The following is a 12,340-nucleotide window of genomic DNA, read 5'->3' on the forward strand; positions in this document are numbered from 1 at the left end:
GTTTCTGACAGATCGATCAGAAACCTCCTACTCACTACCTGCAAAGGAATGCGTCTCTCCATGCACTTTCCACTCAAGCAATTGGCGGCTGCCACCCTGTTTGCGGCGAGCCTGTCGGCGGTTACCTGCCCCGCCTTCGCCAACATCACGCCCGAGCAAAGCACGGCGATTCTCAAGAACTTCAACGAAACGTCCGTCACCGATTTTCGCGGTTTCCTCGGCGCGCTGGCTAAAGGCGACCTGGGCAAGACCAGCGACGTCGGCCCGGCAATCAATGCCTTCCTCGACAACAAACCCCTGAGCGCCGACCAGCAGAACGAAATCAATCGCCTGCTGGGCATCTACACTCGGGTGAAGTACGGCAAAGCCGCCCTCGAAACCCTGCGCGAACTGGTGGAAATCCCGACCTTCAACGTCGACGGCCTGCCGCAGTACAAGAACCCGGAATTCATCAAGATCGCCGGCAAGCTCCAGGACCTGGCCAAGGCCTTCAACCTGAACTTCCGCAACGTCGACAACCGCGTGTACGAGATTTCCCTGGAAGGCAGTGGCGACGAAGTCGTCGGTATCCACGCCCACGCCGATGTGGTGCCGGTGACGCCGGAAAATTGGGTGCTCAAAGATGGCACCAAACTCGACCCGTTCAAGGTCACGCTGATCGGCGACCGCATGTACGGTCGTGGCACCGAAGATGACAAGAACGGCATCGTCGTGGCGATGTATGCCATGAAGGTGATCAAGGAAGAAAAGCTGCCACTGGCGCGCAATTTCAAGCTGCTGGTCGACACCACCGAAGAGACCTCCGGCGACGCGATCCCCTACTACTTCGAAAAGAACCCGACACCGCAGTACAACCTCGCGCTGGATGGCGGTTATCCGGTGGTGATCGCCGAGAAAGGCTACGGCACGGTGATGGCGACGTTCCCACGGCGCAAGGGTGAAGGCAAAGGCGCGGAAATCATCGCGATGACCGGCGGCATGGCTACCAACCAGATTCCGTCGGCGTCGGTGGCGACCTTCGTCAGCGACAAACCTGCCGAGTTGGCCGCCAGCCTGCAAAAGGCCGGCAGCGAATACGCCAAGCGCAACGGCGGCGATTTTGCAGTGGCCGCCAAGGTCGACGGCAAAGACGTCAAGCTGACCGTCACCGGCGTGTCCGCTCACTCCTCCGAGCCGGAGTCCGGGGTCAACCCGGTGGCGCGCATGCTGGAGCTGATCCACGGCGTCGACGGCAAGATCGCCCTCAAGCACAACCACATCACCGATGCGGCGCGGTATGCAGCCGACAACTGGGGCCTGGACTACCTGGGCGGCAAGTTGGGCGTGGGCTTCTCCGATGAGTTCATGGGGCCGCTGACCACTTCGCTGACCTTTGTCGGCCTGGATGACAAAGCCTTCAAGCTGGCGGTGAACCTGCGGGTGCCGAAGGGCAAGTCGCCAGAGAAACTCAAGGCCGAAATCGCCGACAAACTGAGCGCCTGGGACAAGAAAACCAAGGTCAAGGTGGGCTTCACCTACTCGGTGGCCGAGCCGATGTACCGCAATCCGGAAGGTGAGTGGGTCAAGGCCTTGCTGGCAGTCGCCACGGAAAACCTCGGCATGGAGCACAAGTTCGGCACCTCAGCCGGCGCAACCTCGGTGCATGAACTGCCCAACGGCGTGCAATTCGGCCTGGCGCGCCCGGAAGTGAAGTACACCGGGCACACCGACGGCGAGTTCAAGACCGTCGACCAGTTCCTGCTCGACCTGCAGATCGTCACCGAAATGATGGGCCGTATCGGCCAACTGCCGAAGCTCTGATGTTAAGGAGCCCGCCGCAATGGCGGGCTCTTCAGGCTTGCAGCATCAACATATCCTCGAAAAATCCACCGACCGGTTCCGTGGGATGGCACAGCTGGATTTCCAGCACCCAGGCCATTTCACTCGGCGGGATGTCCAGATCCGCCAACTCCTTGTTCTCGAACAACGCGTGGGGGAAGTCCGCGAGGCGATGCCCTGCGAGATTGCGCGCCAGCCTCCAGCCTTTTGCCACGGCGCTCTGCTCGGCGAAGTCATACAGTTCGCGACCGGTGAGGCCTCGCAACCAGGCGTCGCGGGTCTCGTCGAACACTTCGTGCAGCGCGGTCGTGCACGCCAGGTGCAGCGGCGCGTCACCGAACACAAAGGTATCGCCATAGTCGCCCTCGTAGCCGTCCCACACCGGGCCCAGGTCAATCACGACGATATCGCTGGCGCGCAGCCTGCGCTGGCGGTCGATCCCTTCGCGGGGTGGGCGGACCGTGTCGGCGCCAAAGCGGATATAGGTCGGGTGCCAGGTGTGTGATGCGCCCATCGCCTGCAGTTGTGCGGCGGCCATGTCGAGGGCTTCGCCGGTAGTCATGCCCACCCGCAGCCGGCTGGCAATGGCCGCCAGGGCGCGGATGGATTGGTCACGGGCCGCCAGCATGCCATCAAACGAGTAACGGGGGCCGACCTTTTCCCAGATCGGGTCGAACGCGGGTGAAGGCGCTTGCGCACCTGCGCCACCGCTGGGCACAAAGGCTTCGGCGACAAACCGGTGAGCCGGCACGCCCGCGTCGAGGCACTGCTCGCGGACCTGGCGGATCATTGCACCATTGCCGCACGCATACACCTGGGCGGCATCCCAGTGATGCCCGTGGCCCAGCGCAACCTCCTGCACCCGCCCCTGCGACGCCAGCACCGGGTGCCAGTGAAAACGCGGATGGTCGATGACTGACTGGTCCAGGAACGCACGGTCGTAAAAGTCCGCCGGCTGCGCGCCACCCCAGTACAACGTCACCTCGACATTGCACTTCAAGGCGCTCAGCAGGATCGGCTTGATGCCGGCGTAGCCAGTGCCCGTGGCGAACAGGACCACGGGCGCATCGTCATGGTCCTGCCAGGTGCAGGCACCAAAAGGCCCCTCCAGTTGCACCAGATCGCCAGCGTGCAAGTCGTCCAGGAGGACCTCGGAAAACAACCCGCCGCTGACCCGGCGAATGTGGAAGACCAGGCGCCCATCGTCGTCGGCCGGCAGGTTGGCGATCGAGAAGCACCGCGAGTCGCCGTCGACCAGACGGAACTTGAGGTACTGGCCCTCCCGTGCCGCCAATGGCATGTCCGGCATCAGCACCAGCTCAACGATGTCTGGAGCCAGCGCGCGCTTGCTCACGACCTGTGCCTCGACCACCAGCGTCGGCGTATCCAGCGACCAGCCAGGAATTTCCAGGCGCATGTCGCCGCAGGCATGACTCTGGCATAACAGCATTTCATTGGCGGCCAATGGATAGCATGGCGCCGGTGCGTCCGGCGCAAGGGTCTTGGCCCGGTACTCCCCTTCGGCCACGACCACCTTGCACGACCCACAGGCACCGCGCCGGCAGGAGAACGGCACCGACAGACCGCTGGCAAGCATCGCATCCAGCAACAGTTCGTCACCGGCCGCAAAGGTTTTCCCCGAGGGGGACAGTTCGATGACATGACGTGTGTGCATAACAACCTCGGGGGTGAGTGAGGCTTGATTGTTGCGCTAGACTAGGCCCATTAAAACCTCCAGTTTTGGATACTTCAGATGGTCCAGATGCGTAAATGGCGACCGCTGCTCAAGCTGGACGAGAACGCCAGCCAGGCGTCCTATCGCAAGATCGCCGAAGGCTTGGTGACGGCAATCGTCGAAGGTCGCTTGCCGCCCGGCACCTTGCTGCCAGGCACGCGGGAAATGGCACAGTTGCTCGACGTCAACCGCAAGACCGTGATCCTGGCCTACGAAGAAGCCATGACCAAAGGCTGGCTGGTCAGCGAGCCGCGACGTGGGACCTTCGTCAATGCGCAATTGGCACCCAAGCATCCGCCTGCCCGCGTGCAGCAGTCGTTTGCACCGCCCATCCTGGCGCAGGCGAACGCTCCGTACTTCACTCAGAACGCCCAGGTGACGGCGCTGCAGCATCGGCATGGCGCACTGTTTTTCGACAACGGTACCAGTGACCACCGCCTGCTGCCCCAAGCCGTGCTGCACCGCTACTACCGTAATGCCCTGCGCAACAGCTTCGCCTCTAATACGGTGCGCTATGGCAGTGAGGGCACCGGCTATGAGTTGCGCTGTGCCCTGGCCGAAATGCTGAGCAACAACCGTGGGCTGACGGTCAGCGCCGAGAATATCTGCCTGACCCAAGGCACCCAGATGTCGCTGTACCTGAGCGCCAGCCTGCTGCTCAAGCCTGGCGACGTGGTGCTGGTGGAACGCCTGAGCTACCCGCCGGCGTGGGAGATTTTCCGCAAGCTGGGTGCGCAACTGGTCACGGTGGACGTCGACGACGAAGGCTGCCGCACCGACCAGATCGATCACCTGTGTCGCGAGCACAAGGTGCGGATGATCTATCTGACACCACACCACCAATTCCCCACCACCGTGAGCCTGCACGCGGCGCGGCGACAACAGCTGCTGGCATTGGCGGCTCTACATGACTTCTGCATCATCGAAGAAGATTACGACCACGAATATCACTTCAACGGGCGACCCTACCTGCCGCTGGCCAGTGACCGTTCGCAGCGCCATGTGCTCTATGTCGGCTCGTTGTCCAAGGCGCTCGGTTCCACGTTTCGCTGCAGCTATGTGGTGGCGCCCACACCGGTCATTGAAGCCCTGCACGGCAACGCCGCGTTGATGCTGGGCGATGCTGACGCGGTGGCGCAGAAGATGCTCGCGGACCTGATCAACGCGGGTGAATTGAAGAAACACCTGCGCCGCGTATCCAAGGAATACCGCGCCCGCCGCGAAGTCTTGCAGGGCTGCCTGCATGCGGCATTCGGTGATCGGATCAGGGTGCGCGAACCCGAAGGCGGGCTGGCGCTGTGGGTGCGTTTTGAAGATCGGATAAACGTCGAGCAGATGGTGGCAACCGCATTGGAGCATGGGCTGGTCGTACGCAGTGGTCGGCAGTTTTCACCGATGGACCAGCCGGAAAACGCGCTGCGCCTGGGCTTTGCCTCACTCAATCAGGCAGAAATCCGTGAGGCCACGGTGCGCCTGGCCAAAGCGGCAAACCCGCGCACATACAAAAATGCCGATCATCACTGATCGGCATGCGGTTAGAGCGGCAGCAGGAAGCGGGATTTCTCTTCGGCCCGGGCCAGTTCCGGGAACTCCAGCAGCAGCGCCCGGTTGCCCCGGCCAATATGCTCCATCACCGCCCGTGTAATGTACTCACGCACCATGCCCGTCGAGACGTAATACATGGCCCAGGCTTGTTCGGGCGTACAGTGGCCGATCTGTTCTTCGATTTCCGTGTACGCCTCGTCATCGTCCGACTTCACGTCGCGCTGATATTCGGCTTGGCCCATGATTGATCTCCTTCAACGGCACGCCTGCAACCGCCCGACATGCCTGGTCATTCAGCCGGTCACGTGCCGCTCTTCACTTTGGTCCACACACGCGTGCGGATTCGCTCCAACTTCAAGGGCAGCGGTTCAAGGGGAACCAGTGTGGCAATGGTCTCTTTGGATGGATAAATCCAGGGGTTGTCGCGCAACTTCTGTTCGACCAGCTCGGTGGCATCCTTGTTGGCGTTGGGGTACAGCGTGTGGTTGGAACTCTTGGCAATCACTTGCGGCTCAAGCATGTAGTTGATAAACGCCAGACCTTGCTTGGCATGCGGCGCATCCTTGAGCAGCACGAAGTTTTCCGACCACACCAACCCGCCCTCACGCGGCAGGCTGTAGGCAATCTTGCGCCCGGTGTTGTTTTTTTCATTGATGGCCTGTGCCGTCAGCGCCCCGCTCGCCCAGCCCACCACCACACAGATGTTGCCATCGGCAAAGTCCGCATCCGTTCGGGATGAATCAAAGTAGAGGACGTAAGGGCGGATCTTCAGCAGCAGCGCCTGGGCTTTCTGGTAATCCTCAGGGTTCTGGCTGTTGCTGGGCAGCCCGAGGTAATGCAAGGCGATCGAGATGATTTCACTCGGGGAGTCGAGCATCGCCACGCCACACGACTTGAGCTTGCTGATGTTCTCTTCCTTGAAGATCAGGTCCCAGCTGTCCACCGGGGCATTCTCACCCAGGGCGGCCTTGACCTTGTCCACGTCGTAACCAATGCCGGTGGTGCCCCACAGGTAGGGCACGGCGTAGCGGTTACCCGGGTCATTGGCGGAAAGCAGCGCCAGCATTTCTGGGTCGATATGCGAGAAATTGCTCAGTTGAGAGCGGTCCAGCGGCGCCAGTACGCCGGCCTTGATCAGGCTGGGCAAGACATTCGAAGTAGCGACGACCACGTCATACCCGGTACGCCCGGCCATGACCTTGCTCTGCATGATCTCGGCACTGTCGAAGGCATCCATGTGCATGCGGGTGCCGGTTTTCTGCTCGAATTCCTTGGGTGTTTCCGGGGCGATCAGCCCGAACCAGTTGTACAGGTTGACCCGGGGCTCGGCCGCCAAGACCGGCGCGCTCGCGCCCACACAGACCAGCGCCGCCATGAACATGGCGCGCAAAGGGGGTTGACTCATATCGCTATCCTTGTCAAAAACGACAGGCCATCATGGCCTTCATCCGCTGAGGGGTGAATATACTCGGCACGTCCGATTAGTAAATACCTAGAAGTACTTAGCCCCGCCCCATGAATGCCTAACCCTAAAGGGGTAGTACATGTCGCTCGACCTTCACAACCTTGCCTGGCATCGGTCGGCCGGGACGCTGATCATGCAACTGAACCGCCCGGCGTTCTGGAGCTCACTGGTTCGTGTGTTAAAGGAATACGTCCAGATCGACAACTGGGTCGTGCTGATCTTCAGCGACCAGCAGGTACGGGTGGTCAGCGTGACTGAGGTCGCCGATGCGGACGAAGTGGACGCGTTGACCCAGCGCTATGTAAAAGGGCTGTACCTGCTCGACCCGTTCTACATTGCCAACCGCGAAAACCCGCAGAGCGGCTTTTTTCATCTGTCCGACATCGCGCCGGAGCACTTCCTGACCACCGAGTATTACCACCAGTATTTCGCCCAGTACATCAGCGTGGATGAGGTGCAGTACAACGTACAACTCGACGCCGACAGAACGCTGTGCATTTCATTTGGCAGCAACGTGCGCTACAGCCCGCAGCAGATCGCGACCCTGGACATCATCAAGCCATGGGTAATGGCGTTGATGCATCAGCGCATGTGCTTTGAGACCGATGCGGAAAAAAGCCAGGACGAACCGCCACCCTGGTCAGAGGCCATCGTGCAACTGGGCACGCAAATCACGGCGCGCGAAAAAGATGTGCTCAAGTTGCTGTTGAGCGGTTTTTCCAACAAAGAAATCGCCGGCAAGCTGAACCTGTCGGCAGAGACCATCAAAGTTCACCGTCGCAACCTCTACAACAAATTGAACATCAAGTCTCAATCCGAGTTGTTTGCGCGTTTTTTCATGCCGGCGCAGGAGGCCCTGACGACGCAGTGAACGCTGCCGCAGCGGGCCTGCGGCGGCTCTGCACAAATCGCACACAAACAAAAACGCCGATCATCGCTGATCGGCGTTTTTGTTGAATATGGAGCGGGAAACGAGACTCGAACTCGCGACCCCGACCTTGGCAAGGTCGTGCTCTACCAACTGAGCTATTCCCGCAAATGGCGTCCCCTAGGGGACTCGAACCCCTGTTACCGCCGTGAAAGGGCGGTGTCCTAGGCCACTAGACGAAGGGGACACACAACTGAAACACATGGTGTGTATTTCAGTGTCCAGAGGTTAGATCCGAAGATCATGCCCTGGTTTCACTCAGTGCCGCCCAAGGGCCACACTGCTTAAATTGGAGCGGGAAACGAGACTCGAACTCGCGACCCCGACCTTGGCAAGGTCGTGCTCTACCAACTGAGCTATTCCCGCAAATGGCGTCCCCTAGGGGACTCGAACCCCTGTTACCGCCGTGAAAGGGCGGTGTCCTAGGCCACTAGACGAAGGGGACACACAACTGAAACACATGGTGTGTATTTCAGTGTCCAGGGGATAGATCCGAAGATCATGCCCTGGTTTCACTCAGTGCCGCCCGAGAGCCACACTGCTTAAACTTGGAGCGGGAAACGAGACTCGAACTCGCGACCCCGACCTTGGCAAGGTCGTGCTCTACCAACTGAGCTATTCCCGCAAATGGCGTCCCCTAGGGGACTCGAACCCCTGTTACCGCCGTGAAAGGGCGGTGTCCTAGGCCACTAGACGAAGGGGACACACGTACAACATTCACTGCTTAACCGCGTTTTGCTGTGTGCTTTACGCGTTAAGTGGCGCGCATTCTATGGACGGATTGAAAGATCGTCAACCCCCAAGGATAAATTTATTAAAATCAATGACTTCCCCCAGCTTTTCGGGCTCATGGGGGGATTGTGCACGTCCGGGCCTTGACGCCTATATTCTGGCGCCCGACAAGACGCTATAGTTCGCTCCAGCAAATGATGGCAATGTGCATCCATACAGGGAGCGCCTATCCATATAGAAGCAAACTACCCGGGCAACTGGTCGATCAGTTCTATCCGCCGGATGGCCCAGTCACTACACTCCACTGTAAACCCTATAAAGAGGTCACACCGGTGACACCACTCATGATCACCCTGCTGGTAATAGCCGGGATCGCAATACTGATCGCCATTGGCTACATGAACCACGTGGTGGAAAACAACAAGCTGGAAAAGAAGCGCACCGAGATCGAGCTTAACGATCGCCTGCGCCGTTGCGGTGAAATCACCGAGACCTTCCCCGGCCAGTTGATGACCCCGGCGCTCAAGCTGTTGCTGACCCGCCTGGAACTCAACGTCAACCAGCGCCTGCTGAACATGAATAAAGGCAGCGCGCCGCTCAAGGCCCGCATCACCGAGTTGAATACGCTGGTGGCCCAGGGCGAATCGATCCCGGTGAACAACCCGCCCGCGCCGATCCAGACCGAAGCCAAGGCCAAGGATGTGCGTTTCCTGCTCGAAGCCCTGCACGGCCAGGTCACCCGTGCGGCCCAGGATGGTTTCCTGCCGGCCAACGAGGCCAAGCACTGGATCCGCGAGATCCGCCATATCCTGGTGTTGCTGCATATCGAGTTCTTCAACAACCTCGGCCAGCACGCCCTGCAACAAGGCCAGCCGGGCCAGGCGCGACTGGCATTCGAACGTGGCGTGCAATACCTGCGCAAACAGCCGGAGCCGGTGATCTACAGCGCACAGCTGCAACACCTGGAAGCCCAACTGGGGCGCGCCAACTCCACGGTGCTGACCAACAGCAAGCCGGCTGAAGACGAAGTCAACGAACTGACCGAAGGCCTCAAAGTGGTCGACGCCGACGCCGAGTGGAAGAAGAAAGTCATCTACGACTGATTCGCTGGCTTGAAGACTGGCCTGTGGTGAGCCCGCTCACCACAGTCATCAAAGCCAGGTCAGTACAAACAACCTCGCCGCCTCCCAAGATGCCATCACTTTGCATCTATCCCCCCGCCCCCGACTAGCGTAAAAAAGTGCCCCTCACTCCATGAAGTCAGAGGCCCGCTATGCCTGTCGCCGTCATTGATGGACAACCGCTGCACTACGTCGACCAGGGTTCCGGCCCCGTCGTCCTGCTGGGCTCGAGCTACCTGTGGGACCGCGACATGTGGGCGCCGCAGATCGAAGCCCTGTCGCAACAGTACCGGGTGATCGTGCCCGAGCTATGGGGCCACGGCGAATCCGGCCCGTTGCCCGCGCCAACCCACTCCCTCGACGACCTCGCGCGCCAGGCCCTGGCCCTGCTGGACCAGTTGGATATTCCACAGATCAACCTGGTCGGCCTCTCGGTCGGCGGCATGTGGGGCGCACGCCTGGCGTTGCTGGCGCCGCAGCGCATCAATAGCCTGGTGCTGATGGACACCTACCTGGGTGCCGAGCCCGAGGCCACGCGCCAATACTATTTCTCGCTGTTCAAGATGATCGAAGACGCCGGCGCTATCCCTGAGCCGTTGCTGGACGTGGTCGCGCCGATCTTCTTCCGCCCGGGTATCGACCGCGAATCCGCGCTGTATCAGGATTTCCGCCAGCAATTGCAGGGCTACTCCAAGGAGCGCCTGCTGCAGAGCATCGTGCCCCTGGGTCGCTTGATCTTCAGTCGCGAGGATGTGCTGGAGCAGTTGCCGAAGCTGGACGCCGATACCACCCTGGTGATGTGCGGCGAACAGGACAAACCGCGCCCGCCTGCCGAGTCCGAGGAAATGGCCGACCTGATCGGCTGCAGCCTGATCCTGATCCCGCAAGCCGGGCATATCAGCGCCAGGGAAAACCCGGACTTCGTCAACGAAGCCCTGCTGACCTTCCTCGCCAACAACGCCTGACCGCCCTCCCCTGTGATCGCCGCATGAACGCTGCGATCACAGGCGGAAGTGCCCGACCATCCCCTTGAGTTCCGCGCCCAGCTGCGCCAGCTGAATGCTCGATGCGGCGTTGCCCTGCATGCTCAGCGCCGACTGATCGGCACTGGCGCGGATACTGGTGACACTGCGGTTGATCTCCTCGGCCACCGAGCTTTGCTCCTCGGCCGCCGCGGCAATCTGCTGGTTCATCTGCTGGATCAGTGACACCGCCACCGCGATGCTGCCCAGGGCGCTCTCGGTTTCCAGGGCATCGCTCACCGCCAGCTTCACTAGTTCGCCGCTTTGCTGGATCTGCTGCACCGAGGATTGCGCCGCGTTGCGCAAGGTACTCACCAGCCGCTCGATTTCTTCGGTCGATTGCTGGGTGCGCTTGGCCAACGCCCGCACTTCATCCGCCACCACCGCGAAACCACGGCCCTGCTCACCAGCGCGGGCGGCCTCGATGGCCGCGTTGAGGGCCAGCAGATTGGTCTGTTCGGCCACGCTTTTGATCACACTCAACACAGTGCCGATGTTCTGGATCTCGGCGCTCAGGCTCTCGATGCTGGCGCTGGCACTGGTGCTGGAGGTGGCCAGCAATTCAATACGCTGCAAACTCTGGCGCACCACCCGCTGGCCACTGTCGACTTTGTCGTCCGCCGTCTGTGCGGCTTGCGCGGCTTCTTCGGCGTTGCGCGCCACGTCGTGCACGGTAGCGGTCATCTGGTTCATCGCCGTGGCAACCTGTTCGGTTTCTTCTTTCTGGCTACTGACTTCGACATTGGTTTGTTCGGTGACACTGGACAACGAATGCGCCGAGCTGGCCAGTTGCTCGATACCGGCCTGCAGGCCGCTGACCATCTGGCTCAGACCATTGCCCATCTGCTGCATCGCATGCATCAGTTGGCCGATTTCATCGCGGCGACTGACGTCCATGCGCCCACTCAAATCGCCGGCAGCAATCTGCTGGGCGACCGCAATCACGCTGCGCAGCGGCGCGACGATCAGGCGGGTAATCACCCAGGCCGCAATCAACCCCACCAACAGCGCCAAGGCCGAAGAGCCGATGATCAGCATCGCGCTTTTCTTAAGCTGCGCCTGCATCGACAGGTCTTCGGTGTCGTAAGCCTGGTTGACCCGGCTGACCACTTGCTCGGCGCGATCACGCAACTGCTTGTAGACCACCTTCTCCTGGGCCAGCAGGCCGGTGTATTCACCGAGTTTTTCACTGAACGAAGCAATATGCCCGGAGACCTCATTCAACACCGTCTGGTAACCGGGGTCCTTGACCGCGGTTTTCAGTGTTTCAACCTGGGCCAGCGCCTGGTCGGCCTGCTCGATCTTGCCTTGCTCGGCGTCATCAGCGTCCACCTTGCGGCTCTGGTCCAGACGTACGTGGGCTTCGTTCATGGCTTGCAGCATCAGCCGTGAAACCTGGCTGACCTGTCCCGCCTGCTCGATAAACTCGGCGCCCTCCTTGCCCTGGCTTTCCTTGAGGCCATAGGCACCGTCGTCAGCCAGCCCGGCCTGCAACACATCGAGGTTATTGGCCACGCTGGACACTGACCAACTTGCCATTTCCAACGCCAAGTCCTTGGTCTGGGTCAGCTCGACAAACTCATCGAACGCCTTGCGGTAGGCGGCCAGGGCCTGTTCGACATCGGTCATGACCGGCACGTTGGCCGCCGACTGGGCCTTGAGGCTCGCCGCGAGGGCGGCCAAGGCATCGACACTTTCATGCAGGGCGTCGACGGCCTTGGGGTCGGCATGCAACGCGTAGTCCTGCTCGATCAGGCGTACCCTGAGCAAGCCGCTGTTGAGCGACGACATGGCCTTGAGGCCTTCGAAGCGCTGACCAACAGTTTGCAGGGACCACACGCCGATCGCCGCGACCAGGGCGGTCAGCAGCAATACCAGGGTGAAGCCCAAGCCCAGTTTTTTTGCCATACCGAGGTTGGCGAAGCGTCGTTGCACGGCCGAAATCATTGCACTTGCATCCTCTTGCAATGGCAG

At 60.7% G+C, this 12,340-nt stretch carries 9 protein-coding genes, 6 tRNA genes and 1 pseudogene; 5 read left to right on the top strand and 11 right to left on the bottom strand.

The window, feature by feature from the left end:
• The first annotated feature begins 60 nt into the window (after nucleotides 1-60).
• Entirely contained in the window at nucleotides 61-1,800 is a 1,740-nt protein-coding gene (locus NL123_RS21125) for a dipeptidase (protein WP_494356274.1), read from the top strand.
• 31 nt (nucleotides 1,801-1,831) lie between these two features.
• Here the strand turns inward: NL123_RS21125 and NL123_RS21130 are convergent, their stop codons facing one another.
• Nucleotides 1,832-3,493: a M24 family metallopeptidase gene (locus NL123_RS21130; protein ID WP_494356275.1), complete on the bottom strand. Its 1,662-nt coding sequence runs from the start codon at nucleotides 3,491-3,493 to the stop codon at nucleotides 1,832-1,834.
• Between the two features lie 78 nt (nucleotides 3,494-3,571).
• Here NL123_RS21130 and pdxR point away from each other — a divergent pair, with 78 nt between their 5' ends.
• Nucleotides 3,572-5,077, top strand: coding sequence for a MocR-like pyridoxine biosynthesis transcription factor PdxR (pdxR, locus tag NL123_RS21135; protein WP_494356276.1), 1,506 nt, complete (start codon nucleotides 3,572-3,574; stop codon nucleotides 5,075-5,077).
• 11 nt (nucleotides 5,078-5,088) lie between these two features.
• Here pdxR and NL123_RS21140 read toward each other — a convergent pair whose 3' ends face one another.
• Complete coding sequence (locus NL123_RS21140) at nucleotides 5,089-5,340, bottom strand: hypothetical protein (RefSeq protein ID WP_071496198.1); 252 nt, start codon at nucleotides 5,338-5,340, stop codon at nucleotides 5,089-5,091.
• Nucleotides 5,341-5,399: 59 nt separating this feature from the next.
• Nucleotides 5,400-6,503, bottom strand: coding sequence for a polyamine ABC transporter substrate-binding protein (locus tag NL123_RS21145; protein ID WP_071496199.1), 1,104 nt, complete (start codon nucleotides 6,501-6,503; stop codon nucleotides 5,400-5,402).
• 139 nt (nucleotides 6,504-6,642) lie between these two features.
• Here NL123_RS21145 and NL123_RS21150 point away from each other — a divergent pair, with 139 nt between their 5' ends.
• On the top strand, nucleotides 6,643-7,434 hold the full coding sequence (locus NL123_RS21150; RefSeq protein WP_248487306.1) for a response regulator transcription factor: 792 nt from the start codon (nucleotides 6,643-6,645) through the stop codon (nucleotides 7,432-7,434).
• Between the two features lie 89 nt (nucleotides 7,435-7,523).
• Here the strand turns inward: NL123_RS21150 and NL123_RS21155 are convergent.
• From NL123_RS21155 to NL123_RS21180, 6 genes are all read right to left on the bottom strand, one after another.
• A tRNA-Gly gene (locus tag NL123_RS21155) sits at nucleotides 7,524-7,599 on the bottom strand.
• 3 nt (nucleotides 7,600-7,602) lie between these two features.
• A tRNA-Glu gene (locus NL123_RS21160) sits at nucleotides 7,603-7,678 on the bottom strand.
• A 103-nt stretch (nucleotides 7,679-7,781) separates the two neighbouring features.
• Nucleotides 7,782-7,857, bottom strand: a tRNA-Gly gene (locus NL123_RS21165).
• Between the two features lie 3 nt (nucleotides 7,858-7,860).
• A tRNA-Glu gene (locus NL123_RS21170) sits at nucleotides 7,861-7,936 on the bottom strand.
• Nucleotides 7,937-8,040: 104 nt separating this feature from the next.
• Nucleotides 8,041-8,116 (bottom strand) — tRNA-Gly (locus NL123_RS21175).
• A 3-nt stretch (nucleotides 8,117-8,119) separates the two neighbouring features.
• A tRNA-Glu gene (locus NL123_RS21180) sits at nucleotides 8,120-8,195 on the bottom strand.
• Between the two features lie 360 nt (nucleotides 8,196-8,555).
• On the opposite strand from NL123_RS21180, the gene NL123_RS21185 reads away from it, so the two are divergent.
• Nucleotides 8,556-9,326: a hypothetical protein gene (locus NL123_RS21185; protein WP_058427172.1), complete on the top strand. Its 771-nt coding sequence runs from the start codon at nucleotides 8,556-8,558 to the stop codon at nucleotides 9,324-9,326.
• 170 nt (nucleotides 9,327-9,496) lie between these two features.
• The gene (locus tag NL123_RS21190; RefSeq protein ID WP_494356277.1) at nucleotides 9,497-10,309 is read left to right on the top strand and encodes an alpha/beta fold hydrolase; all 813 of its coding nucleotides are present in this window, start codon (nucleotides 9,497-9,499) and stop codon (nucleotides 10,307-10,309) included.
• Between the two features lie 36 nt (nucleotides 10,310-10,345).
• On the opposite strand, the gene NL123_RS21195 is transcribed toward NL123_RS21190, so the two are convergent.
• Together NL123_RS21195 and NL123_RS21200 are read right to left on the bottom strand one after the other, a co-directional pair.
• Entirely contained in the window at nucleotides 10,346-11,263 is a 918-nt protein-coding gene (locus NL123_RS21195) for a methyl-accepting chemotaxis protein (protein WP_494358332.1), read from the bottom strand.
• A pseudogene (locus tag NL123_RS21200) lies at nucleotides 11,252-12,313 on the bottom strand (HAMP domain-containing protein); the annotation flags it as partial. The pseudogene NL123_RS21200 and the gene NL123_RS21195, both read right to left, overlap by 12 nt.
• Between the last annotated feature and the right edge of the window lie 27 nt (nucleotides 12,314-12,340).

This window comes from Pseudomonas sp. FBCC-B1565 (assembly GCF_059133265.1).